The sequence below is a fragment of the Pseudomonas putida genome, from assembly GCF_028682175.1.
Lineage (GTDB): Bacteria > Pseudomonadota > Gammaproteobacteria > Pseudomonadales > Pseudomonadaceae > Aquipseudomonas > Aquipseudomonas putida_AD.
In genome coordinates this window covers 82464-106166 of sequence record NZ_JANHKS010000018.1, presented here as the reverse complement: position 1 = coordinate 106166, position 23703 = coordinate 82464, and the positions used below count along the sequence as shown (strand labels likewise).

Genomic DNA, 23703 nt, shown 5'->3' with positions numbered 1-23703 from the left:
CTCTTCCGATCTCGTCGGCGATCTCGAGGCCGCCGACGCCGGCAAGCCGGACTGCTACGGGGTTTGGTGTGGGTCTTGGGATCAGCTGCGTGGGCGGCCTTTGAGCATGCTGTCCAATACCTCGTCGCGGCGGATCCAGCCGTGGAACAACGCCGCCCCCAGATGCGCGAGGATGGTCAGGAAGAACAGGTACGCCAGGTATCGATGGGCCCCGCGCAGGAGGGCAAATGTCTCGGCATGGGCGGCCACGATTGAAGGCAGGCGTATCGAGCTGCTCAGCATCACCGGATCCCCCGCCGCCGAAATCATCGCCCAGCCTATCAGCGGCATCGCCAGCATCAGCGCATACAGCAGGTAGTGCGACAGCTTGGCCGCCAGCGCCTGCCAGGCCGGCAAGTCAGCGGGCAATGCTGGCGTCACGGTGCAAAAGCGCACGATCAGGCGCACGATGACCAACAGCAGAATCGCGATCCCCAGCGGTTTGTGCAGGCTCAACAGCCATTCATGCCGCTCAGATACCGAAGCCACCATCCCGGCGCCGATGAACAGCATCGCGATGACCATGACCGCCATCAGCCAGTGTAGAAGCCGAGCCAGCGGGGCGAAATGCGAAGTGGGCGTACTCATGGCTGTTTCTCCTGCACAGGCGGTTTTTCAAGCTGACCGACTTCAGCAGTTCGGCGCATGTAGGACGCGGCATAGGCCGCCGAGCGGGCCGCCAGCAACGGGTCGTCGGAGCCCTCGATGCCATTGGGCAAGACCAGCGGATCGTAGTTGATATCACGGCAGGCGCCGTCGAGTTGCGCACTGTCCCCCTCCACCACCAGGGTCCCGGCGTTCACCGTCTTGTGTTCGCCGGCCCAGGCCTTGGAGGCGTCACCGGTCGGGTCTGTCGGGTTGGCCAGGGTCAGCACCAGGTCCCAGCGCTGCGGCCCGCTGGCCAGTTTGTCGCTCAGATCCTGTTGCAGGTAATCCTTGGCATCCGGCGCGGGCGCGTCGCCCTTGGCGGCAGGCACCAGGCTCCAGCGAACGGCCTGGCGTTTACCCTGGGCATCGACCAGCACGAAGGCGTTGACGCTGTTATAGGTCTCGGTCACGAAACTGGCCGACGGCCTGGCGGTCTTGACCCAGGCCAGGAACGGCTGCGCCTCGGGATGCGCGGCAAAGAATGCCGGAGGCTTGGCCGGGTCCGGCTTGCCGGTTTTCGGGTCCGGCGCCGTGGCCTTCTGCAGGTCGACGAACGCCTGCACCGTGCCCACAGGGAACACCGGCATGCTGTTCATCCCGGTGCGCCACTGCTGACCGTCCGGCTGGGTGAATTGCACGGCGAAACTGCGGATCGGCGCTGCGCTGTCTGGCGAGTAAGGATTACCCGTGGGCAGGGCCAGCCGGCCAATCACCGGGGTTCGCCCGGCAGCGAACACCTGGGCTCTGGACAGCGCACTGGCCGCGCCGTTGCTTTCGAAATAACCGGCGACGCAAATGCCTTTGGGGTGGTTGCGGCGGTAGCCAGGGTGCACGCCGTTGTTGTGTTCGAACACATCGACCACTCGTGCAGGCGTCAGGCGCTGTGGGTCAAGGCTGCCGTTGACGTAGGCAAACGCCCCGGCTGCGATCACCAGGACCAGGCCGATACCGCCCAGGCGGGCGAGCTTCTCAGCGGTCGTCAACGGTGGTTTGCGAAGGTGTGGCGGTTCAGGCTCAATCATCGGTCACGCTCCGGGCCTCTGGCCTCTACGAATGACATGGGCGAATACGGTTCACAAGGTGTGACGCGGCGCCGGCGCAGTTATTCCAGCCATCGATTTTTATTTTTTGCGGGCAGGAATAATCTTCACGCTGCGGCGTCTTCCCTTGCATACGATCCGAAGCGGTCGAGCCCATCGACCTGGAAGCCCTCCATGAATGATGTCGACGATCAACTACGCGAACTGCTGCCGCGCTTGCGCAGGTTCGCGGTGTCGCTGACCCGCGATTACAGCAGCGCCGACGACCTGGTGCAGGCCAGCCTGGAAAAGGCGCTCTCAGCCTGGCCCGGCCGCCGCCCGGAAGGTGACCTGCGGGCCTGGCTGTTTTCGATTCTGTACCGACAGTTCGTGGACAATCACCGCCGTTCGCGACGTTATAGCCGCATGCTGGAACTGTTTACCGGCGCCAGCGGCGAGGATCAACACGAACCCTCGGTGGAGCGGACCGTCGTCGCCCGGACCACCCTGCAGGCCTTCGAACGCCTGAACCCCGAACAACGCGCCCTGCTGCTCTGGGTGTCGGTCGAGGGCCTGAGCTACAAGGAAGTCGCCGGGATTCTCGAGGTCCCCGTGGGCACCGTCATGTCCCGTCTGTCTCGCGCACGTCAGGCACTGCGCCAGCTCAGCGAAGGCGAAATCACCACCCCTGCTTTGCGGATACTCAAATGATGACCTTGCCCCCCAGTGAACGAGACTTGCACGCCTACATCGACGGCAAGCTCGACGACGCCGACCGGCAAACCATGGATACCTGGCTTGCGGCCAATCCCGAGATCGCAAAACAGGTGCAGGCCTGGCAACTGGACGCGCAAAACCTGCGGGCGGGCCTGAGTGGTGATCTGCATCGGCCTGCCAATCCTGAGCTGGATCCGGCATTCATCCGTCAACGCATGCGCCGAAATCGCAGCCGGCATTTCGCCAGTGCGGCGCTATTGCTGATCGCGGTGTCCATTGGCGGCCTGGCCGGCTGGCAGGCACGGGACATGACCCTGGCTAATGCCGTGCTACCCATGGCCGATGCGGTGCAGGCCTACCGCATGTTCGCCGTCAACGACAACGTCGCCAGCGACTGGAACACCGGCAAGCCGAATAACGTGCAGGTCTGGCTGGACAAGAACTTCGCCCAGGCCAACCGTCTGCCGGATCTTGAGTCGGCGGGCTTCAAGCCAGTGAGTGGGCGTCTGAGCAGCACCGAGCAAGGCGCTGCGGCGATGGTGGTATACAAGGACGCCCAGGGCCGCACGCTAAGCTTCTACATCCGTCCGCCCATCGAACAGCAGCGCATGCTGCCGCGAGGTACGCGCCGTGACGGCGAGCTGCAGGCCGATTACTGGTCGGGGGGCGGTTACAATTATGCGATGGTCGGCCCGGCCGATGACCCGGCGGCGCAGGCGGCGCGACAGGCGTTGAAGCGGCCGATATGAGGGCGTCAAATCGATTGAACCACCCGTAGCAGTCCGGCTTGCCGGCGGGGGCGGCCATGAGATCGCTCCCGCGGGCAAGCCCGGCTGCTACGGGGATTGTGGGGTCAGCCACGTAGCAGCACGGCTTGCCGGCGGGGGCGGCCTCAAGATCGCCGACGCCGGCAAGCCGGACTGCTACGGACGGTGGGGCTTAGCCGTTCAACTTCTCGGGATCAGGCTGCATCAAGACCTTGTCCTGGATGTTGGCCAGGGTGTCTTTCAACCGCGACGTACCGCGCCCAAGCTGTGCATCCTTGTCCTGCTGAATCGCCTGCTGCAATACATGCAGGAAGTTCTGGTTCTTCGAGGACTTGAGCGGTGTGGTGGTGTCCGATTCCAGATGCCCCATCACGTATCTGGAAATGCGCGTGGTCTGGCTGGCGGTCTGGGCCACCGAGGCATTGATCAGCGCGCCCTTCTCATAGCCGATGCTGGTCTTGCTGCTGGCCTGATCGTTGATCTGGTAATACAGATAGTTCTGCGAGGCAGGGTCTGTCGACAGGTCCAGCTTGTTCGCGCCCGGCAGTGGCTTGTGGTAGCTGGCCACCAGCGACGATTGCTGATCCTGCACGATGCTGCGATTGAGCTGATCGCGGCCCTTGGACTGGGTGCTCTGGGACAGTTTGTAGGCGAAGGAGTCCAGCTCGCCGGGACGCGCCGGGTTGCCCTCCTTGCCCTTCTCGGTCACCGACGCACTGAAATCCCCAAGACCGGTGAGCAGGCCATGATCGGTTTGGGTCAGCTCGATGGAACTGACGGTCTGCGGCGTGGTGGCTGCGCGCGTGCCGGGATAGTCGCTGTGCAATGTGGTGAAGGCATCCTGGAACATCGACAGCAATTGCGCATCGCCATCGCCGCGCTTGCGGGCGGCCTCGATCTGGCTGACATAACCCTTGAGCGCCTTTTCCTGCTGGTTGGCGTCACCGATGATGGCGCTGTTCTTCAGGTCCACCGAGACGTCCAGATCCCCCGAGGCGCCACTCATGCGCACCGAACGGCCATCGGCGTCGGCGTGCTGCTGCAGGGTCTGGATGCTCTTATCGTCAAGCTGGATGCGAGTGTTCAGGTCGACCGAAGAGAAAACGTTCGAATCAAACTTCGTCAACGCATCCAGCTTCAGCTGCGGTGGTTTGGCGGTCAGGCCGTCGATGGCTGACTGGAACCCGTCGGACATCTTGCCCAGCGCTGCCTGCTCATCGGCGGTCAGCTCGCCGCCGCTGACCTGCGCCTGCACCGCCAGCCCGTTGTCGGAGCTGGTCAGGGTCAGTTGCACGGTCTTGCCGCTGGCGGTCTTGAGGGTCAGGCTGATGCTGTTGTCGGCCGCGTTGCTGTGCAGTTTCGCCTGGGCCGCTGCCAGTTCGGCGGGTTCCAGTGCCTTGCCGGTGGATGAGCGGATCACCGATTGCGAGATGTTCTTGTTGGTCTCGGCCAGTTGCGCGAGCAAGGATGCGCCCAGGCCCTGGAAGCGGCTGGCGGCGCCTGAGCTGGCAAAGTTGCCGGTCATGTTCAGCGAAACCTTGTCCTGCTGGGTGTATTCCCAGGCGGGCGGCACGTCGGGATTGGCGATCAGGCCCCGCACCGTGTAGGTCTGGGCATCGGGCACGCGCGTGTTCTCACCCAGGGTCACGGTATCGGAAGTCGATGCACTGCTGACCGTCGTGGCGGCCGTGACACTGACCGCAGGCTCGTTGGCGGCTAGCTTGGCGACCACCTGGGGCTGGATCACCGAAACAGAAGAAATCGCTGACATGGCAGGTCCTTGCTCGAACAGAATGTTATTTTCCTGTCCGGTATGTCGGCACCTGCCACGGCAACTTGAGTCATTTGATGCAGACTCAGGCAAGACTGGCGGCGATCTCCTGCAGAATCGCCGGGTCGTCGATGGTCGCGGGGACGCTGTAATCCTCGCCATCAGCGATCTTGCGCAGCACCGCACGCAAGGTCTTGCCCGAGCGGGTCTTGGGCAGGCGCCTGACCACCACCACCCGGTTGAAACACGCCAGCGCGCCGATGCGCTCGCGCACCTGTGCCACCAGTTGCTGCCGTACCTCCCCGGCGTCCAGCTGCGTTCCGTCCTTGAGCACCACCAGCGCCAGCGGCACCTGGCCCTTGATCTCGTCGTGCACACCAATGACCGCACTTTCGGCGACGGCCGGATGCTGGCCGACCAGATCTTCCATCTCCCCGGTGGATAGCCGGTGGCCGGAGACGTTAATCACATCGTCGGTACGGCCCATGATGTACACCAAGCCATCAGCGTCGACATAACCGCCATCGCCGGTGTTGTAGTAGCCCGGGAACGCTTGAAGGTAGGCCGACAGGTAGCGGGCGTGATCGCCCCACAGGGTCTGGCTGCACCCTGGCGGCAGCGGCAGCGCGATGACGATGGAACCCTGCTCGCCGGGAGGCAGCGGTTTGCCCTCTTCGTCCATGACCTGAACGGCGTAGCCCGGCACCGCACGGTTGCTCGAACCGGGCCCGGCCACGTGCCCTTCCAGGCCCAGGCACGGCGCCGTGACCGGCCAGCCGGTTTCGGTCTGCCACCAGTGGTCGAGCACCGGTTTTCCGGTCAGGCGCTCGAGCCACTGGTGGGTGCTGGAGTCCAGTTTTTCCCCGGCGAGAAACAGCTGCCGGATCGAACTCAGGTCGCGGCCCTTGAGCAGTTCACCCTGAGGATCTTCCTTGCGAATGGCACGCATGGCGGTCGGCGCGCAGAACAGCGCATTGACCCGGTACTGCTCGATGATTCGCCAGTAGGCGCCGGCATCCGGGGTACGCACCGGCTTGCCTTCGTAGAACACCGTGGTGCAGCCGGCCATCAGCGGCCCGTAGACGATCAGCGTATGCCCCACCACCCAGCCCACATCGGAAACACCCCACCAGACATCCCCCGCAGCCATGCCGTAGACCTGATGCATGGTGTAGAGCATCGCCACCGCGTGCCCACCGTTTTCCCGCACGATGCCCTTGGGTTTGCCCGTGGTGCCGGAGGTGTAGAGGATATACAGCGGGTCGGTGCTGGCCATCGGCACCGGATCGGCGGGCTTGGCCTCTTTCAATGCGGCCTGCCAGTCGAGGTCGCGGCCCGGCAGCATTGTCGCCAGCGCTTGTGGGCGCTGCCACAACAGCACGTGTTCCGGCTGGTGTTTCGAAAGCTCCAGAGCCTTGTCCACCAGCGGCTTGTAGGCAATGACCCGGTCGAACTCCAGCCCGCAGGACGCCGTCAGCAACAGCCTGGGTTTCAGGTCATCGATGCGCAGCGCCAGCTCATGGGCCGCAAAGCCGCCAAACACCACCGAATGCATCGCGCCGATGCGTGCGCAGGCCAGCATGGCCATCGCCGCCTGCGGCACCATGGGCATGTAGATGATGACGCCGTCGCCCTTCTCGACACCCAGTTGACGCAACAGCCCCGCGAGCCGAGCGACTTCGGCGTGAAGTTGCCGGTAGGTGTAGCTGGCCTGCTGGCCGGTCACGGGTGAATCGTAGATCAGCGCCAGTTGCTCGCCGCGCCCCAGTTCGATCTGCCTGTCCAGCGCCAGATAGCAGCTGTTGAGCGAGCCGTCGGCGAACCAGCGATGGGTGCCATCGGGCATGGACTGCAAAATCTCTTGCGGCGCGCGATACCAGGCCACCTGCTGCGCCTGTTCGGCCCAATAGGCCGCAGGGTCCGTGATGGAACGGGAGTGATGCCGGTCGTAATGGGCTGCGTCAGGCGCGTGGCGCGGCGCGCCGTTCTGATGATTCATCCGTGGATCCCTGTGCTTGTTCTTGTAGAGAAAGAAGCTAGCAGAACCTCGAACGAATGCAGGGCCGGGCGCTAGGCCGTCCGTGGGCGCTCGGCCCGGCGCAGCAACAAGCCGCCCAGCGCCAGCAGCGCCAGTATCACCACCACCGAGCCGTAGACATTGGTGGTCACGATCAGCCCTTGAGTCTTGACCGCCAGCCCGGCGATCAGCGCGGGCACACAGAACGCCAGGTAGCTGAGCGCCAGAAAGGTCGACATCAGCCCTGCCCGTTCATGGGCGTGGGCCAGCGGCAGCAGCAGGCGAAGCGACCCGAGGAAACTGGCGCCGAAACCGATCCCGGCCACCACGGCCCCGGTGAAGAACAGCCAGAGCCAGCCCAGATTGACCGCCAGCAGCACTACTGCTACGCCTGCGGCGAGAAAACTGGTGCCGACCAGCAAGGCCAGGCGTGGTGCTTTCAAGCGCAGGTTCATGATCGAAACCGCGCCGCTGATGGTCAGCGCCGCCACCGCAAGCCCGCCGTTGACCACCGACACCGCCCCGGTGGCCGCCGCCAGCAGCGAAGGCGCCAGTGACAGGAAGAATCCGCCCAGCGCCCAGGCCGCGATGTCCGCCGGCAAGATCAGCAGCAAGGTGCTGCGTGCCTGGGGCGGAACGCGCATCGCAGGCTTCAGGGTTTTCAGCACGCCGGGCTGCGGCGTCACGGTTTCCGCCACGCGCCACAGGTACAGTGCCTGTCCGACGAAGGCTGCCAGCAGCAACCCATAGGCCAGCAGCATGGGTAACGGCGCATACTCCACCAGCACACTGGTGCCCAGCGCACCCACGGCCATGCCGAACATCGGCGTGATGCTGTTGACCAGCGGGCCCTGTGTCTGGTCGGTGTCCAGCATGGCTGCGGCCAAGGCGCTTGAAGCAATGCCGGTGGCGACACCTTGCACGACGCGGGCTGCGATCAGCCAGTTGACGTCACTGGCCAGGATAAACAGCCCCATCGAGGCGATTTCCAGCAACAGCGCCGCCAGAATCACCGGCCTGCGTCCCAGGTAGTCCGACAGCGAGCCGAACACCAGCAAAGTCGTCAGCAGGCTCAAGGCGTACACGGCGAACGCCAGCGTCAACAGCGCCGAGGAGAAGCCCCACGCCTGTTGATACACGTGATACAGCGGCGTCGGCGCACTGGATGCAGCGAAGAAACAGAGCATGACGAAGGCCAGATACATCAAGTGACCTTGTCGTGGGCTCCGACCATCGTCTGGCGGGTTCTGCAAAGAATCAGACACGGGTACACTCTCTCGAAAAAGCACGCATTAAAAGCTAAATATTTGCTTTAGTGAGTGTGCGAGCTAAATCTGCTTAAAGCAAATACTTTGTGTTAGGGTCCGCTTCATGGCTATCAAAGAAGGCATTCGCACCGGCGGACGTAGCGCCCGGGTGCAGACATCGATCCACGCCGCAGTGCGTGATCTGTTGCAGGAACTGGACCGCTCCGCCCTCAGCGTGCCGATGATCGCCGCGCGGGCGGGGGTCACGCCTTCGACCATCTATCGACGCTGGGGCGACCTGACCTCGCTGCTCGCCGACGCTGCCGTAGAACGCCTGCGCCCTGACGAGCCGGTGGATTGCGGCAATCTGCGCGACGACCTGCGCACCTGGGTCGAGGTCTACCTGGAAGAAACCAGCTCCGCCCCAGGCCGGGAAATGATGCGCGATGTGGTGGGCAGCAGCGCCACCCTGTGCTCCGGCAAATGCCTGAACATGGTGCGTGACCAGTTGCAGATCATCATCGACCGCGCACAGGAACGCGGCGAGCGCAGCCCCGACGCCGATGAGCTGATCGATGCGGTGGTGGCGCCCATGGTCTACCGCATTCTCTACGCCGAATCGGCCCCGACCCTCGAACGCATGTACCAGTTGCTGGACCGTTGCCTGGGCTGATCCCTGCGCCGTTAGCCACAGTCCCCGCCGACTCGCTATGATGGCGGGCCCTGAACCACGGCAGCCGTCACCATGCACACCCTTGAAGATCTGCGCGCCGGTAAGCTGGCCGGTATCACGCGGCTGGACCTCAGCTGTGGCCTGACGCACTTTCCCGATGAGATCTTCAGCCTCGCCGATTCGCTTCAGGTGCTGAATCTGAGCGGCAACCAGCTGACTGATCTGCCTGCGGACCTGCATCGGCTCGAACACCTGCAGATCATCTTCTGCTCGAACAATCCGTTTACCCGCCTGCCCGAAGCGCTGGGCCGGTGCGAGCAGCTGTTTTTCGTCGGGTTCAAGTCCTGCCAGATCGTTGAAGTGTCACCCCGCGCGCTGCCGCCGCGCTTGCGCTCGCTGGTGCTGACCGACAACCGCATCGAGTCGCTTCCCGAGGAACTGGGGCAATTCGAAAACCTGCAAAAGCTGATGATGGCGGGCAACCGGCTGACCAGCCTGCCAGCCTCGCTGGCGTCGTGCGAACGGCTGGAACTGGTGCGCATCGCCGCCAACCGGCTGCGCCAACTGCCCGACTGGCTGCTGAACATGCCTGCCCTGGCCTGGCTGGCGTTCGCGGGCAACCCGCTGCACGACGCCCATATCGAGGAGCCGATCCGCCAGATTCCCTGGTCACAACTGACGCTGCACGACGTGCTCGGCGAAGGTGCCTCGGGGATCATTCATCGGGGCGAATGGCGGGATGATCAAGGCGTTCCACAGGACGTCGCGGTCAAATTGTACAAAGGCGACCTGACCAGCGACGGCTCGCCCCTCGACGAAATGGCCGCCTGCATCGCCGCCGGCCAGCACCCGGACCTGATTCCATTGCTGGGCCAGATCTGCGGCCATCCGCAGCAGGCCCGGGGCCTGGTGATGGAACTGATCTCCCCGCGCTTCACCACCCTCGCCCGCCCGCCGAGCCTGCAATCCTGCACCCGCGACGTGTATAACGGCACCCGCATGACCCTGGCCACCGTTCAGCGAATGGCCACCGGCATCGCCTCGGTCTGCCGCCACCTGCACGCCCGAGGAATCAACCACGGCGACCTGTACGCCCACAACATCCTCTGGACCGAAAACGGCGAATGCCTGCTCGGGGATTTCGGAGCGGCCGCGTTTTATCCCGACCACGAAACCGGACAGACGCTGGAACGCATTGAAGTAAGGGCATTCGGCATCCTGCTGGGCGAATGGCTGGAGCGTTGCGATGCCAGCGAAGAGCAGACAGCCCGGTTGCAAGCGTTGCAGGGGCGATGCGTACAACCAGACGTCATGGCCCGCCCGGATTTCGCCAGCGTCGAACAATCGATCCGGGAAAGCAAAACCCAACCGTAGCAGCACGGCTTGCCGGCGGGGGCGATCTTACGGCCGCCGTCGCGGGCAAGCGCGCTCCTACAGGATCGGGGGCGATTTCGAGGACGCCCCCGCCGGCAAGCCGTGCTGCTACGGGGCGGTGTACAACCGAAGCTTTTGATCTTGATCTTCATATGCGATGGCACAGGCGCCGCAGAATGCGACGTCAAGGCGCCAGGCCGAGCGCAGGTGTCGTGGAGGGGGATGAGCGGCAGGGATGCCGCGAAAGCCGTGCGGGCCAGGGACGGCCCATCACGGCGTGCCCCCGGAACGGCGCCGGAGCGAGGGAAGTCCGAAGGACCCTAGCCTGTCGCAAAGACCTTTTGGTTACTTTTGGGGCGAATGCCAAAAGTGACCCGCCGTAAGGGCGGAAAGCATACCCCGCACCATCCGAGAAACCGGATATACACCCGATCCCATGTCACCCAACGACGCCGAGCGTCTACACAGCCGTTCCCACGCAGAGCGTGGGAACCATCATCAAGCCGCGAGGCGCAAAAACACCTTACCCCGCCAACCCCACATAAACGTTCTGCACATCATCATGGCTATCGATCGCTTCCAGGAACGCCTCGACCTCAGCCATCTGCTCATCACTCAAACCCGACACCGGATTCTTCGGGCGATACCCGATCTTCGCCGACTCAACCGTAAACCCCTGCTCCGGCAGCGCCTTGCACACCGCATCCAGATCCGTGGTTTCGGTGTAGAACAGCGTCACACCCTCATCGCCCGCTTCAACATCCTGCGCACCCGCCTCGATGGCCGCTTCGTCAGCATCGACATCAGCCTTCTCAGCAACAGCCTCGATCATGCCCAGGTGCTCGAAGTCCCAGGACACCGAACCCGCCGCACCCAACTGGCCCTTGCGGAACAGCACGCGGATTTCGGCAACCGTACGGTTGACGTTGTCAGTCAGGCACTCGACGATCACCGGCACCTGGTGCGGGGCAAAACCTTCGTAAGTGAGTTTTTCGAAGTGAACATGCTCGCCCAGCAGACCCGCGCCCTTCTTGATCGCGCGCTCCAGGGTTTCGCGTGGCATCGAGGCCTTCTTCGCCTGCTCGACCACCAGACGCAGACGCGAGTTCATGTCAGGGTCAGCGCCGGAACGGGCGGCAATCATGATTTCCTTGGACAGCTTGCCGAAAATCTTGCCTTTGGCGTTGGCTGCTGCTTCTTTGTGTTTGACCTTCCACTGTGCGCCCATGATTGCTCTCTTTGTTCCGGTGGCGATTGACCGTCAGGCTGGCCCGGCGTGGCGCGCCGGACGGTGACGATGAATGCTGAAAAGGTGATCGATAATCCTGCGCCGGTACAGATTGACGGCGCCCGGCGCATTTTATACGCGATCACGCCAGATGAAACCCCCGCCTGTGCCAGTCGATCAAACTGGGGCCGATAAGTTTCGCGGAAAACGACACTACAGCGCATCAGATATGCACACACGATCTGTAGGCCATTTCCGAAAATTTGCCAAGCGCCCTTTTGGCCTGTGGGTTTTCGTACCCTCTGCACCTCCAATTTTCAGGGCAGACAGCGGATGCACCACGACCAGCACGTGACAATGACTTTGGCCATCGCCGAAGGCCCGGGCGATCTGCAGGTCATCGGCATCAATGGTCATGAACGGCTCAACTGGCCCTTTTGCTTCGATGTGGATCTGGTCAGCCGCGACCCGGCGCTGAACTGCATGGATCTGTTGCAGCGTGATGCCCGCCTGACCGTCGGGGCGGATGAAGCTGCCCACAACTCCTTTCATGGCCGGATCCAGGCCGCCCGACCTCTGTTTCAAGGCCCGGAACTGAGCCTCTATCGCCTGCGACTGAGACCCGATGTCGAGCGCCTTGCCAACCGGACAAGGCGCCAGGCATGGAACGGCCTGACAGCCCCGCAGATCATCGAGCGCCTGCTACGCGATCACCAACTGGCAGACGACGCGTTTCGCTTCGAGCGCCTGGTCGGCGAATACCCACCCCGGGAGCACTGCGTGCAGTTCGACGAAACCGACCTGCATCTGCTGCAACGCCTGTGTGAGGAGGAAGGCATCGGTTTTCGTTTCGAGCACCTGGCCGGCCGCCAGGTGCTGGTATTTTCCGATGATCCGGCAGGCTTTCCCGAGTGGCCCGAGGCGGTTGAGGTCGAGCATCTGGCCGAACAATGGTCGATGCGCACCTGCTACAGCAGTCACGCCGCAGACTGCGACACGCCTCAAGGCCGGCATCAGGTCAGCGTGCGCACCCTTGAGCCGGTGCGCTGCGAACGCCGGGATATCATGGGCCGCAGCGCCCGCCCCTGGTTACGCAGCGGACAGGTGATCCGTGTCGCGGGTCACCCGGATGCGCTGTTCAACGATCAATGGCTGCTGACCGAGGTACGGCACCGGGCGCGGCAATTGGCGCCGCTGCGTGATGCGCGGGCGGAAAACATCATCGGGATTCTTCACGCCATGGCAACCGACGACATCGCCGCGACCTTTGGAAACGGCGACCACAACCCAAGGCACGCACTCGACCAGTCGCGTCTGCACAGCTACTCCAACGATTTTCGGGTGCTTCCGTGGGCGATGCCGTTTCGCCCGTCCCTGGCGCATCCGAAACCGCTGGTGTCAGAAGTGCTGCTCGCCACACAGACCCACCCGCAAGCAGACCCGGCCGGACGAATCAGGATTCGCTACGACTGGCAGGCCGACCTGCCGGAAGGTGGCGAGGACAATTGGGCGCGCGTGGTCAGCAGCGCCGGGGTACTCGATGCCGGAGCACGGGTGCAGGTGAGCTTTTTCGAAGGCGACCCCGATCAGCCGCTGGTTTGCGGCAGCCCTGCCGACACAAGCCAGGCCACCCATCTGGCCCTCACACTGCAAGTGGACGGCACTTCGCAGGCGCCTGTCGGGCCCGTGCTGCAACTGCGCGATGGCGAGCGGTTGCACATGGACAGCCCGGTCGCGATGTCGCTGCACAGCCCTCACGGGAGGTTATGCATTACCGAATCCGCGGTCGAGGCGCTGGTGTTGCAGACTGAAGGCATGCATGACGAAGACTTTCCCCTGCATGACCTGCAGTTGATGCAACCCGACGACCAGCAGCCCCTCGCCCACTGTACCTGGTACATCGTGCGCATGGGTACGCCGGACCTGGGCCAACTGGCGCGCCTTGCGCCCGACGATATCCTGTTCGAAGGCAAGACGGATGCCCTGGGCTGGCTGGGACTCGGCCCGCAGGACCTTGTGCGGCTGAACCGACTGCAGCAGCGCCCGGAGAAACCGCTGTGGCTGGTCCATCCGGGTCACTGTCGTTCGCTGCGCAGCGTGCTGCGGCGCGTTTGAAGCAAGGCTCAGCGGTGCTTGAAGTCGGGCTCGCGCTTCTCGATGAACGCGGCCATGCCCTCTTTCTGGTCGGCGCTGGCGAAGGCTGCATGAAACACCCGGCGTTCGAAGCGCACGCCTTCCGTCAGGTTGACCTCGAACGCCCGATTGACGCTTTCCTTGACCATCATCGCCACCGGCAGCGATTTGCCGGCGATGCCATGGGCGACCTTGAGTGCTTCTTCGAGCAACTGGTCCTGAGGCACGATGCGCGCCACCAGCCCCGAGCGCTCCGCTTCAACAGCGTCGATCATGCGCCCGGTCAGGCACATTTCCATGGCCTTGGCCTTGCCCACCGCGCGGGTCAGGCGCTGGGTGCCGCCCATGCCGGGCAACACGCCCAGCTTGATTTCCGGCTGGCCGAACTTCGCGGTATCGGACGCCAGGATGAAGTCGCACATCAGCGCCAATTCGCAGCCGCCACCCAAGGCAAAACCCGACACCGCCGCGATGATCGGCTTGCGGCGGTTGGCCACCCGGTCGCTTTCGCTGAACAGGTCGTCGAGGTAGATCTGCGGGTAGGTCAGCTCGGCCATTTCCTTGATGTCGGCACCGGCGGCGAAGGCTTTCGCGGAACCGGTGAGGACGATGCAGCCGATGTCGCGGTTGCTTTCGAGTTCGTCCAGGGCCTGGTTCAGTTCGCTGATCAATTGTGCGTTGAGCGCGTTCAGCGCCTGGGGTCGGTTGAGGGTAATCAGCGCAACGCGGCCTTGAATTTCTTTGAGGATCGTTGTGTAGCTCATGGGGTTTGTCCGTTTTGTTGTATGAGGTGGGTCGGTTCAGGGACGGCGGCGCGTTTGCGGACGTCCCCGCGGGCAAGCCCGGCTGCTACGGGGACAGTGTGCGCCCTCGTAGCAGTCCGGCTTGCCGGCGTCGGCGTCTCGGCGGGCTACACCAATTCCACGGCCATGGCCGTTGCCTCGCCACCGCCGATGCAGATCGCCGCGACGCCGCGCTGCAAACCGCGTTGTTTCAGGGCCGAGAGCAGGGTCACCAGAATCCGCGCACCCGACGCACCGATCGGATGGCCCAAGGCACATGCCCCGCCGTTGACGTTGACCTTTTCATGGGACAATTCGAGCTTGCTCATGGCCACCAGCGCCACCACGGCGAAGGCTTCGTTGATCTCGAACAGATTGACGTCGCTCAGCGTCCAGCCGGTCTTGCTCATGAGTTTTTCAATCGCGCCAATCGGCGCCGTTGGAAAAAGGCCCGGCTTGTTGGCGTAGGCCGCGTGCCCACGAATCACCGCCAAAGGCTGCAACCCGCGACGCCGGGCTTCGGACTGGCGCATCAGCACCAGTGCCGCAGCGCCGTCGGAAATCGAGCTGGAGTTGGCCGCTGTTACCGTGCCGCCCTGGCGGAATGCAGGCTTGAGGTCGGGAATCTTGTCCAGGCGGGCCTTGGGCGGTTGCTCATCCTGGGTGATGGTTTTCTGTTCCTTGCCGGCGGTGACCTGCACCGGAACGATCTCGGCGTCGAAACGGCCTTCCTTGATCGCGTCCTGGGCCCGGGTCAGGGAGGCGATGGCAAAAGCATCCTGTGCCTCACGGCTGAAGCTTTCGAAAGAGGCGCATTCCTCGGCGAATGTACCCATCAACCGCCCGCGTTCGTAGGCATCTTCCAGACCGTCGAAGAACATGTGGTCGATGACCTTGCCGTGGCCCATACGGTAGCCGGCCCGGGCCTTGTCCAGCAGGTAGGGGGCATTGGACATGCTCTCCATGCCCCCCGCGACCACCACCTCGGCGCTGCCCGCCAACAGCAGGTCGTGGCCCATGATGGCCGCCTGCATGCCCGAGCCGCACATCTTGTTCAAGGTGGTGCACAGGGTGCCATTACCAAGACCGGCACCCAGCGCCGCCTGGCGCGCCGGCGCCTGACCGAGCCCTGCGGGGAGTACGCAACCGAACAGCACCTGTTCGACATCAGTGGCGGCCAGGCCAGCCCGCTCGACGGCGGCACGAATGGCCACCGATCCCAGTTGCGGCGCGGTCTGGCTGCTCAGGTCGCCTTGAAAGCCGCCCATGGGCGTACGCACGGCGCTGACAATGACGACCGGGTCTTCGATCAGGGTCTGACGTGTGTTCAGTGACATGATGATTCCTCCTCGTTTAACGAGCCGCCATGCGCAAGGCGCCATCCAGGCGGATCACCTCGCCGTTGAGCATGGTGTTTTCGATGATGTGGCGCACCAGGGCTGCGTATTCCGCAGGCTTGCCCAGGCGTGGCGGGAACGGCACACCGGCGGACAGGCTTTCGCGCACCTGTTCGGTCATGCCGGCCATCATCGGCGTTTCGAAGATGCCGGGGGCGATGGTCATGACGCGGATGCCGTAGCGTGCCAGCTCCCGCGCGGCAGGCAGGGTCAGGCTGGCGATGGCGCCCTTGGACGCGGCGTAGGCGGCCTGGCCGATCTGGCCATCGAACGCCGCCACCGAGGCGGTGTTGATGATGACGCCGCGCTCCCCGCCTTCGTCGGCAGTGCCCTGGGCCATCGCCGCAGACGCCAGCCGCAGCAGGTTGAAACTGCCGATCAGGTTGACGTTGATGACCCGGCTGAAACTGGACAGCGCGTGGGGGCCTTCCTTGCCGAGGATTTTTTCTGCGCCGACGATGCCCGCGCAGTTGACCAGGCCGTTGACCTGGCCGAACTCGGCGAGGGTTTTGGCGACGGCAGCCTGGGCGGCGTTTTCATCGGTGATGTCTGTGACACTGGCCCGGGCGTTGCTCCCCAGTTTCTCGACCTGCGCCTCAAGGGCCTGGGCGTTGACGTCGACCAGCATCACGCTGGCGCCCGCCTCGACCAGCATCTGTGCCGTGGCCGCGCCGAGACCCGATGCACCGCCACTGACCAGAAATACCTTGCCTTGGATTTGCATGAGGGTGTCTTCCTTACACTTTTATTGTTGTGGCTTTGATGACTCAAACAGCGAAATACTCCGCCCCTGCGCGTGAATCGGCAATAGTCAAAGCGCGCAGTCCGAGTGGCGGTTTTGGCCATCGAGGAATCGGGCGATTATCGAACGGATTGCTCCAGTGGCTGACATCGGGGGGTTCTACGAAATTAACTATCTGGTACATTTTGCTCAACAAGGGCGACCGCTCGCTGGACCGCCGAATAACAAGAGTGATTTTCCATGACCTCCACCGCTGCACGCCCTTCCATTCTCGCCGGCCTGATCGGCGCCGGTATCCAGGCTTCGCGCACGCCATCCCTGCACGAACATGAGGGCGATGCCCAGGGCATGCGCTATCTGTATCGCATCATTGATCTGGATGCACAGAAGCTCGACATAACGGCCCTGCCGGGGCTCATAGAGGGTGCTCAGCGCACGGGCTTCACCGGGTTGAACATCACCTATCCGTGCAAGCAGGCGGTGATTCCCCTACTCGATGAGCTTTCCCCTGAGGCGCGCAGTATCGGCGCGGTCAATACCGTGGTGTTCCGGGACGGCAAGCGTGTAGGCCATAACACCGATTGCCTCGGGTTTGCCGAGGGGTTTCGCCGTGGTCTGGGTGACGTGGCTCGAGGCCGTGTGGTGCAGATGGGTGCCGGTGGCGCCGGGGCTGCGGTGGCCCATGCATTGCTCAGCGAAGGGGTTGAGCAATTGAGTATTTTCGAGGTGGACCCCAGCCGGGCGCAAAGCCTGGTGGACAACCTCAATGCGCATTTCGGACCGGGACGCGCGCGGGTCGGTCTGGACCTGGCCACGGCGGTGGCCGAGGCGGACGGTCTGGTCAACACCACGCCGGTGGGCATGAGCAAGCTCCCCGGCACCCCGGTGGCCGCCGCGTTGCTGCACGCCCGGCTGTGGGTGGCGGAGATCATCTATTTCCCGCTGCAGACGCAATTGCTCGCCGACGCCCGGGCGTTGGGTTGCCGCACGCTGGACGGGAGTACCATGGCGGTGTTTCAGGCGGTCAAGGCGTTCGAATTGTTCACCGGCAAAAAAGCCGATGCCACCCGGATGCAGGCGTTTTTCAATACGCTGAACATTTCGTAGCAGCACGGCTTGCCGGCGGGGGCGATCTCAAGTACGCCGTCGCGGGCAAGCGCGCTCCTACAGGGAGTGTTGGGGTCCATGCGGTCCGTAGCAGCACGGCTTGCCGGCGGGGGCGATCTTAAGTACGCCGTCGCGGGCAAGCGCGCTCCTACAGGAAATGTTGGTGTCCATGCGGTCCGTAGCAGCACGGCTTGCCGGCGGGAGCGATCTTGAGGACGCCCCCGCGGGCAAGCCCGGCTGCTACGACGATTTGTGTCGCCCACATGGTCCGGGGGGCCATCAAGGCATCAGGTACCGCGTCACCGAATCGCTGATCATCGCCTTGTGCCGTGCGCGGGTGGCCTGGTCTTCCAGGTCGATCTGGAAGATTTCCGAGAACGTGTGGCGGTTGGACACGCGATAGAAACAGAACGAACTGATCAGCATATGCAGATCCACCGCCTGCACCCCCTGCCTGAACACCCCTTCCTTTTCCCCGCGTCGCAAGGTTTCGTCCAGCGCGTGCAAGACGTTCTGGCTCAATGCGCGAATGGTCGGCGACTGCTTGACGTTGTCGCCGTTGTGAATGTTCTCGATGCAGACGATGCGCACGAAATCGACATTGCGGTCGTGGTGATCGAAGGTGAATTCGACCAGGCGCTGGATCGCTTCCATGGGCTCGAGCACGTCAAGCTTGAGGCTGCTTTCGGTGTGGCGGATGTCGCCGTAGAGCTTTTCCAGCACCTCGGCGTACAGTTGTTCCTTGCTATTGAAGTAGTAGTAGATCATCCGTTTGGATGTCTGCGTACGTTCAGCGATGGAGTCGACCCTGGCGCCTGAAAGGCCTTGGGCCACGAACTCGGCGACGGCAGCCTGGAGGATGCCGTCGCGGGTCTTTTCCGGATTGTTCTTGCGGCCCTTGCGTGGCGTCTCTACGGGCGCTTCTGCGAGGGTGTCGTCGACGTTTTTCATGCTTGGCTCACGACCACGGTGGAATCACCCCAGTATGAGCCGCATGCTCGCGTTACGGAAGCGGCATATGCCAGCTTGCCATCAGCCGGTCACAGCCGTGCCTGGCGCGTCGAGCCACTGCGGGACTTGGCCATGGCCGCCAGCCGCACCGCGACGTTGGCCGCGCCGTAGCCCACATAGTCATTCTTGCGTTGCAGGATCTCGAAGAAAAACCGCCCGTCGAATGCCTCGGTGTACACGTGAAACAGCTCGCCGCCATTGGCATCACGGTCATACAGGACGTTGTAATAGGCCAGTTCGCTGAGGAACTCGTCATCGAAATCGAAGCGGGCCGCCAGGTCGTCGTAATAGTTGAGCGGGATGTCCAGCAACTGCACCCCGGCCTCCTTGGCGCGGGCCACCTGGGCGAAGATGTCGTCGCAGGAAAACGCGATGTGGTGCACGCCCGATCCCCGGTAGCTGGACAGCGCGTGGGAGATTGCCGTGTTGCGGTTCTCCGAAATGTTCAACGGCAGGCGCACGGTGCTGCACTGGCTGCGCAGGGCCCGGCTCTTTACCAGGCCGTACGGGTCAGGCAGCACCACTTCGTCGTCGGCTTCGAAATCCAGGATGCTCTTGTAGAACAGCACCCAGCTATCGAGGCTGTCGGCAGGCAGTGCCATGGCCATGTGGTCGATACGCTGCAACCCGCCTTCGACCGGCGCCGTGGCGCTGATATTGAAGTCGCTGTCGTAGATCGACTGGCCAGGCGCTGCCGGTTCGACCAGATAGATCAGGCTGCCATCGGGTGCTCGCACCGCCGGGATTTCCCGTTCGTTCGGCCCCACCAGGCCGCGATAGGGCTGGCCCTTGTACTGGCGCGCCCGCTCCAGCGCCGCGTCGCCGTTCTGCACGCGCAAGGCCGTGGCGCACAGCGACGGCCCGTGGGATTCGAAGAAGCTGTGGGCAAAGGAATACGGCTCTGCGTTGAGCACGATCTTGATATCGCCCTGCCCCAGCAGGCTCACGGCCTTGGAGCGGTGCTGACCGAGCCGTGCGAACCCGAGGTTTTCCAGCCAGCCGGCCAGGCGCGCGCCTTGTGCGTCATCGACTGCAAATTCGAGAAACTCCACGCCGTCATAGGTGCTGGCGGCAGGCGGTGCAAACAGCAGTTCCGGCTTGACCGGCTGCTGCTCTTTCTCCAGTAACAGGCGGGTCTTCTCTTCCAGGTACAGCAGCGAGCGCAGGCCGTCGGCGGCATTGGCCCGTGGCGGTGCGGCGCGGAAACCGTCGTTGAAGATCTCAAGGGACAGCGGGCCGGTGTAGCCGCTGCGCAGGATCGGCGCGAGGAAACCCGGAAGGTCGAACTCGCCCTGCCCCGGGAAGCAGCGGAAGTGGCGGCTCCATTCCAGCACGTCCATGGCCAGCAGCGGCGCATCGGCCATCTGCACAAAGAAGATCTTGTCACCGGGAATGTCGGCGATGGCGCCTGGATCGCCCTTCAGCGACAGGGTATGGAAACTGTCGAGCAGCACGCCCAGCGCCGGGTGATCGACCTTGCGCACCAGGTTCCACACCTGTTGCCAGGTGTTCACATGGCGGCCCCAGGCAAGCGCCTCGTAGCCCACCCGCAGCTGGCGTGCCCCTGCGCGCTCGGCCAGAAGCGACAGGTCATCCAGCAGGATGTTTTCTTCACCCAAAGAGTCAGCGGCGGTGTTGCTGCACACCAGCACCAGGTCAGTGCCCAGTTCCTGCATCAGGTCGAATTTGCGCTCGGCGCGGTCGACGTTGCGCTGCAGGCGGTCGCGGCGGCAGCCTTCGAAATCGCGGAACGGCTGGAACAGGGTGATGGCGATCCCCAGGTCAGCACACATCTGGCGCACGTTGCGCGGGCTGCCGTCGTAATACAGAAGGTCGTTTTCGAAGATTTCGACGCCGTCAAACCCGGCGGCGGCAATGGCTTCGAGCTTTTCCGGCAGGGTTCCGCTCAAGGAAACGGTGGCAATCGAGCGCTGCATGTTCTGACTCCTGAATAAATGCACCTGACGGACAGTTCTTGTGGGGATGCTCAGGTGTCAAAGCGATTATTCTCTGGGTATTCTGTCACCGCAATTTAAATGTACGGACTGGTTAGTTTTGTGTTCGATAATCGCCCAAAAGCGTTCTGAGTCAATTGACGGTCATTGTCACGGCGCCCACCATCGACTGCACATTGTCGGACAAGGACACCGTTTCACCCGATGCTACTGGCCCAATGCCGCCCTGCATCGCTGTACTCAATACCCGAACCAGACCATAACAATTCCAAGACAGGTTACATGCTCATGCGCTCATACCCTGCTACGCCTGCGCCGGCCGCCGCCACTCCCGTGCACCCTCACGCCGGGATCGGCGAAAAGATCCGCGGCGCCCTCGCCGTCGGCAAGACCCGCTGGGGCATGCTCGCCCTGGTGTTCTGCGCCACCGCCCTGAACTACATCGACCGCGCCGCCCTGGGCGTGATGCAACCGGTCCTGGCCAAACAGATGAGCTGGACGGCCATGGACTACGCCAACATCAACTTCTGGTTCCAGGTCGGCTACGCCATCGGCTTCGTGCTGCAAGGCCGGTTCATCGACAAGGTGGGCGTCAAGCGCGCCTTCTTCCTGGCGGTGCTGCTCTGGAGCTTTGCCACCGGTGCCCATGGCCTGGCGACTTCAGCGGTCGGCTTCATGGTGTGTCGTTTCATCCTCGGCATGACGGAGGCGGCCAACTACCCGGCCTGCGTCAAGACCACACGGCTGTGGTTCCCCGCTGGCGAACGCGCCGTGGCGACCGGGATTTTCAACGCCGGCACCAACGTCGGCGCCATGGTCACCCCCGCCCTGCTGCCGCTGATTCTCAGTGTGTGGGGCTGGCAGGCGGCGTTCATCTGCATGGGCTCGCTTGGGCTGATGTGGGTCATCACCTGGCGCCTGAAGTACTTCAACCCTGAAGAACATCCGACTGTGCGTCAGAGCGAGCTGGACTACATCAATCAGGCCAGTGAACCTGAGCCGGTGGCCGAGAAGGTGCCGTTCTCGCGCATTCTGAAAATGCGCGGCACCTGGGCATTCGCCATTGCCTACGCGCTGACCGCACCGGTTTTCTGGTTCTACCTGTACTGGCTGCCGCCTTTCTTGAACCAGCAATACAACCTGGGCATCAGCGTGACGCAGATGGGCATTCCCCTGATGCTGATCTGGCTGACGGCGGACTTCGGCAGCATCGGCGGCGGCATCCTCTCCTCCTGGCTGATCGGTCGCGGCGTGCGCGCCACCACCTCGCGGCTGATCTCGATGCTGATCTTCGCCCTGACCATCATCAGCGTGGTGTTCGCCGCCAATGCCAGCGGGCTGTGGGTCGCGGTGGCTGCGATTGCTCTGGCTGTCGGCGCGCATCAGGCCTGGACCGCCAACATCTGGAGCCTGGTGATGGACTACACACCCAAGCACATGATGAGCACGGTGTTTGGCTTCGGCGGGATGTGCGCGGCCATCGGCGGGATGTTCATGACGCAGATCGTTGGCGCGGTGCTGACTGCGACGCACAACAATTATGCGGTGTTGTTTACCCTGATTCCTGCGATGTATTTCATTGCGCTGCTGTGGATGTATTTCATGGCGCCGCGCAAGGTTGAGGCGTAAGCGTAGCGGCAGGTTCGGATGGTGGGGGCGGTCTTGAGATCGCTCCCGCGGGCAAGCCCGGCTGCTACGTGTATGTCGTTGTTCACACGGTCCGTAGCAGCCCGGCCGGGCGGCGCTCCGCTTGCCGGCGGGGCGATCTTGAGGTCGCCTTCGCCGGTAAGTGCATTCCTGCGCCCTACCCGCCCTTCTTGCGCTGCTGCCATGCTGCCGCCAGGCCGCTGAGGCAGATGATCGCGATGCCCGCCTGTGCCGTCAGTGAAGGCGCATGGTCGAACACGATGTAGCCCCACAACCCGGCGAACACGATCTGGCAATAGCTGAACGGCGCCAGGATCGCCGGCGCCGCGAAGCGAAACGCCTGGGTCAGCATCAGGTGCGCAACCATCCCGCAGGTCCCCAGGGCCAGCATGAACGGCAGGTGTTTCCACTCCGGTGACTGCCAGAAGAACGGCACGATCGCGCTCATCAACAGCGTATTGAACAGCCCGGCGAAGAAGTTGCTGGTGGTCGGGCTGTCATGGGCAGCCACCAACCGGGTCAACAGCTGATAAAACGCAAAACACAACGCCGACGCCAGCGGCAACAGCACCGCAGGCGTGAACAACTCGCCTCCCGGATGCACGATCACCATCACCCCGCTGAACCCCACCAGCACGGCGATCCATTGCCCTCTCGTCACGGTTTCCTTGAGCAGCGGCACCGACAGCGCCGTGACCAGCAACGGCGCAAGGAAGTTGACTGCGGTAGCCTCGGCAATCGGGATGTACATCAGGCCCGAGGTGAACAGCAGGCTCGTCCCCAGCAGGCACATCGCGCGCAAGGCCTGCAGCAGCGGCTTTTTGGTGCGCAACACGCGCAGCCCCGCCGACGGCATGAAAATGCACGCCATCAGCCCCGTGTGCACCACATAGCGCACCCACACCACCATCATGATCGGGTAAATGCCGGAGAGGTACTTGGACAGGGTGTCGTGGGTGGAAAACAGGAATGTCGCCAGGACGATCAGCGCGATGCCCTTCAGAGGCTGGTTGACGCCGGAGAGCGGCGTGCTGGGGGTACTCATCAGCGTTCCTTTGGTCTTACCGGATTACGGGTGGCTCCGTTGCCTCTTCGAGCACTTGGATAGAGGCTCAAAGCATATAGAAGGCGTTGTCAGATAACCAAAGAAACATCGCAGATTCTGCGTATTTCTCTCATCAGATGACGTGCCTTACTGCGTCCATGGCGCAACTGCCCGGCAAGCATAATCGCTTCATGCAAACGCTTATGAATCACAGTGTACTAACCAGTTAATTAACGTTCGATAATCGCCCGAAACCCGCTTCAGCCGATTGAACCACCTTGGCCCCACTCGCACCATGGACCTCAGTTTCGCGTTGCCCATAACTACAAAAAAAGGTCCATTCGATGCACAACAAGTCCCTTGTTCCCAGCACGCTGTCCGCTG

At 63.2% G+C, this 23703-nt stretch carries 19 protein-coding genes; 7 read left to right on the top strand and 12 right to left on the bottom strand.

The genetic code is table 11. From position 1 onward, the window contains the following. Positions 1-81: 81 nt before the first annotated feature. Both NPS29_RS14920 and NPS29_RS14915 read right to left on the bottom strand, forming a co-directional pair. Positions 82-627: a cytochrome b gene (locus NPS29_RS14920; RefSeq protein WP_274133498.1), complete on the bottom strand. Its 546-nt coding sequence runs from the start codon at positions 625-627 to the stop codon at positions 82-84. Continuing rightward, positions 624-1709 (bottom strand): catalase family peroxidase, encoded by a 1086-nt coding sequence (locus NPS29_RS14915; protein ID WP_274133497.1) that lies wholly within the window; start codon positions 1707-1709, stop codon positions 624-626. Before NPS29_RS14915 ends, NPS29_RS14920 begins: the two co-directional genes overlap by 4 nt. Before the next feature lie 192 nt (positions 1710-1901). On the opposite strand from NPS29_RS14915, the gene NPS29_RS14910 reads away from it, so the two are divergent. Next, entirely contained in the window at positions 1902-2417 is a 516-nt protein-coding gene (locus tag NPS29_RS14910) for an RNA polymerase sigma factor (protein WP_274133496.1), read from the top strand. Continuing rightward, the gene (locus tag NPS29_RS14905) at positions 2414-3172 is read left to right on the top strand and encodes an anti-sigma factor family protein (protein ID WP_274133495.1); all 759 of its coding nucleotides are present in this window, start codon (positions 2414-2416) and stop codon (positions 3170-3172) included. The genes NPS29_RS14910 and NPS29_RS14905 overlap by 4 nt, the downstream gene beginning before the upstream one ends. A 190-nt stretch (positions 3173-3362) precedes the next feature. On the opposite strand, the gene NPS29_RS14900 is transcribed toward NPS29_RS14905, so the two are convergent. The 3 genes from NPS29_RS14900 to NPS29_RS14890 all read right to left on the bottom strand — a co-directional run bounded on the left by NPS29_RS14900 (position 3363) and on the right by NPS29_RS14890 (position 8183). Next, positions 3363-4961, bottom strand: coding sequence for a lactate dehydrogenase (locus NPS29_RS14900; RefSeq protein WP_274133494.1), 1599 nt, complete (start codon positions 4959-4961; stop codon positions 3363-3365). Between the two features lie 85 nt (positions 4962-5046). After that, the gene (locus NPS29_RS14895; RefSeq protein WP_274133493.1) at positions 5047-6960 is read right to left on the bottom strand and encodes a propionyl-CoA synthetase; all 1914 of its coding nucleotides are present in this window, start codon (positions 6958-6960) and stop codon (positions 5047-5049) included. Between the two features lie 71 nt (positions 6961-7031). Continuing rightward, positions 7032-8183: an MFS transporter gene (locus NPS29_RS14890; protein ID WP_274133492.1), complete on the bottom strand. Its 1152-nt coding sequence runs from the start codon at positions 8181-8183 to the stop codon at positions 7032-7034. 166 nt (positions 8184-8349) lie between these two features. On the opposite strand from NPS29_RS14890, the gene NPS29_RS14885 reads away from it, so the two are divergent. After that, entirely contained in the window at positions 8350-8898 is a 549-nt protein-coding gene (locus NPS29_RS14885) for a TetR/AcrR family transcriptional regulator (protein WP_274133491.1), read from the top strand. 72 nt (positions 8899-8970) lie between these two features. Then, the gene (locus NPS29_RS14880; protein WP_274133490.1) at positions 8971-10272 is read left to right on the top strand and encodes a leucine-rich repeat-containing protein kinase family protein; all 1302 of its coding nucleotides are present in this window, start codon (positions 8971-8973) and stop codon (positions 10270-10272) included. A 523-nt stretch (positions 10273-10795) separates the two neighbouring features. Here NPS29_RS14880 and NPS29_RS14875 read toward each other — a convergent pair. Next, the gene (locus NPS29_RS14875; RefSeq protein ID WP_274133489.1) at positions 10796-11500 is read right to left on the bottom strand and encodes a YebC/PmpR family DNA-binding transcriptional regulator; all 705 of its coding nucleotides are present in this window, start codon (positions 11498-11500) and stop codon (positions 10796-10798) included. Positions 11501-11857: 357 nt separating this feature from the next. Here NPS29_RS14875 and NPS29_RS14870 point away from each other — a divergent pair, with 357 nt between their 5' ends. Further along, positions 11858-13615, top strand: a complete 1758-nt coding sequence (locus tag NPS29_RS14870; RefSeq protein ID WP_274133503.1) for a type VI secretion system Vgr family protein — start codon at positions 11858-11860, stop codon at positions 13613-13615. A gap of 8 nt (positions 13616-13623) precedes the next feature. Here NPS29_RS14870 and NPS29_RS14865 read toward each other — a convergent pair whose 3' ends face one another. The 3 genes from NPS29_RS14865 to NPS29_RS14855 form a co-directional block, all read right to left on the bottom strand. Next, the gene (locus NPS29_RS14865) at positions 13624-14397 is read right to left on the bottom strand and encodes an enoyl-CoA hydratase (RefSeq protein WP_274133488.1); all 774 of its coding nucleotides are present in this window, start codon (positions 14395-14397) and stop codon (positions 13624-13626) included. A gap of 146 nt (positions 14398-14543) precedes the next feature. Continuing rightward, positions 14544-15725 carry an acetyl-CoA C-acyltransferase gene (locus NPS29_RS14860; RefSeq protein ID WP_274133502.1) on the bottom strand — a complete coding sequence of 394 codons (1182 nt, stop codon included), beginning with the start codon at positions 15723-15725 and terminating at the stop codon, positions 14544-14546. 43 nt (positions 15726-15768) lie between these two features. Then, positions 15769-16536, bottom strand: coding sequence for a 3-hydroxyacyl-CoA dehydrogenase (locus tag NPS29_RS14855; protein ID WP_274133487.1), 768 nt, complete (start codon positions 16534-16536; stop codon positions 15769-15771). Between the two features lie 258 nt (positions 16537-16794). On the opposite strand from NPS29_RS14855, the gene NPS29_RS14850 reads away from it, so the two are divergent. Further along, positions 16795-17661, top strand: coding sequence for a shikimate dehydrogenase (locus tag NPS29_RS14850; protein ID WP_274133486.1), 867 nt, complete (start codon positions 16795-16797; stop codon positions 17659-17661). Positions 17662-17940: 279 nt separating this feature from the next. Here the strand turns inward: NPS29_RS14850 and NPS29_RS14845 are convergent, their stop codons facing one another. Then, a complete protein-coding gene (locus tag NPS29_RS14845) occupies positions 17941-18612 on the bottom strand; it encodes a TetR/AcrR family transcriptional regulator (RefSeq protein WP_274133485.1) in 672 nt (223 codons plus the stop codon). Between the two features lie 89 nt (positions 18613-18701). Further along, positions 18702-20609: a 3-dehydroshikimate dehydratase QuiC gene (gene quiC / locus NPS29_RS14840; protein WP_274133484.1), complete on the bottom strand. Its 1908-nt coding sequence runs from the start codon at positions 20607-20609 to the stop codon at positions 18702-18704. Positions 20610-20915: 306 nt separating this feature from the next. Between quiC and NPS29_RS14835 the strand changes: the two genes are divergently transcribed. After that, on the top strand, positions 20916-22256 hold the full coding sequence (locus NPS29_RS14835; RefSeq protein ID WP_274133501.1) for an MFS transporter: 1341 nt from the start codon (positions 20916-20918) through the stop codon (positions 22254-22256). A gap of 175 nt (positions 22257-22431) precedes the next feature. On the opposite strand, the gene NPS29_RS14830 is transcribed toward NPS29_RS14835, so the two are convergent. Next, entirely contained in the window at positions 22432-23319 is an 888-nt protein-coding gene (locus NPS29_RS14830) for a DMT family transporter (protein ID WP_274133483.1), read from the bottom strand. Positions 23320-23703: the final 384 nt, after the last annotated feature.

Bases quoted from the DNA above. Each gene is read 5' to 3' on its own strand.
- NPS29_RS14845 (WP_274133485.1), bottom strand. From the start codon at position 18,612: ATGAAAAACGTCGACGACACCCTCGCAGAAGCGCCCGTAGAGACGCCA.
- NPS29_RS14920 (WP_274133498.1), bottom strand. From the start codon at position 627: ATGAGTACGCCCACTTCGCATTTCGCCCCGCTGGCTCGGCTTCTACAC.
- NPS29_RS14900 (WP_274133494.1), bottom strand. From the start codon at position 4,961: ATGTCAGCGATTTCTTCTGTTTCGGTGATCCAGCCCCAGGTGGTCGCC.
- NPS29_RS14895 (WP_274133493.1), bottom strand. From the start codon at position 6,960: ATGAATCATCAGAACGGCGCGCCGCGCCACGCGCCTGACGCAGCCCAT.
- NPS29_RS14915 (WP_274133497.1), bottom strand. From the start codon at position 1,709: ATGATTGAGCCTGAACCGCCACACCTTCGCAAACCACCGTTGACGACC.
- NPS29_RS14910 (WP_274133496.1), top strand. From the start codon at position 1,902: ATGAATGATGTCGACGATCAACTACGCGAACTGCTGCCGCGCTTGCGC.
- NPS29_RS14905 (WP_274133495.1), top strand. From the start codon at position 2,414: ATGATGACCTTGCCCCCCAGTGAACGAGACTTGCACGCCTACATCGAC.
- NPS29_RS14855 (WP_274133487.1), bottom strand. From the start codon at position 16,536: ATGCAAATCCAAGGCAAGGTATTTCTGGTCAGTGGCGGTGCATCGGGT.
- NPS29_RS14890 (WP_274133492.1), bottom strand. From the start codon at position 8,183: ATGTATCTGGCCTTCGTCATGCTCTGTTTCTTCGCTGCATCCAGTGCG.
- quiC (WP_274133484.1), bottom strand. From the start codon at position 20,609: ATGCAGCGCTCGATTGCCACCGTTTCCTTGAGCGGAACCCTGCCGGAA.
- NPS29_RS14850 (WP_274133486.1), top strand. From the start codon at position 16,795: ATGACCTCCACCGCTGCACGCCCTTCCATTCTCGCCGGCCTGATCGGC.
- NPS29_RS14830 (WP_274133483.1), bottom strand. From the start codon at position 23,319: ATGAGTACCCCCAGCACGCCGCTCTCCGGCGTCAACCAGCCTCTGAAG.
- NPS29_RS14880 (WP_274133490.1), top strand. From the start codon at position 8,971: ATGCACACCCTTGAAGATCTGCGCGCCGGTAAGCTGGCCGGTATCACG.
- NPS29_RS14870 (WP_274133503.1), top strand. From the start codon at position 11,858: ATGACTTTGGCCATCGCCGAAGGCCCGGGCGATCTGCAGGTCATCGGC.
- NPS29_RS14885 (WP_274133491.1), top strand. From the start codon at position 8,350: ATGGCTATCAAAGAAGGCATTCGCACCGGCGGACGTAGCGCCCGGGTG.
- NPS29_RS14865 (WP_274133488.1), bottom strand. From the start codon at position 14,397: ATGAGCTACACAACGATCCTCAAAGAAATTCAAGGCCGCGTTGCGCTG.
- NPS29_RS14835 (WP_274133501.1), top strand. From the start codon at position 20,916: ATGCGCTCATACCCTGCTACGCCTGCGCCGGCCGCCGCCACTCCCGTG.
- NPS29_RS14875 (WP_274133489.1), bottom strand. From the start codon at position 11,500: ATGGGCGCACAGTGGAAGGTCAAACACAAAGAAGCAGCAGCCAACGCC.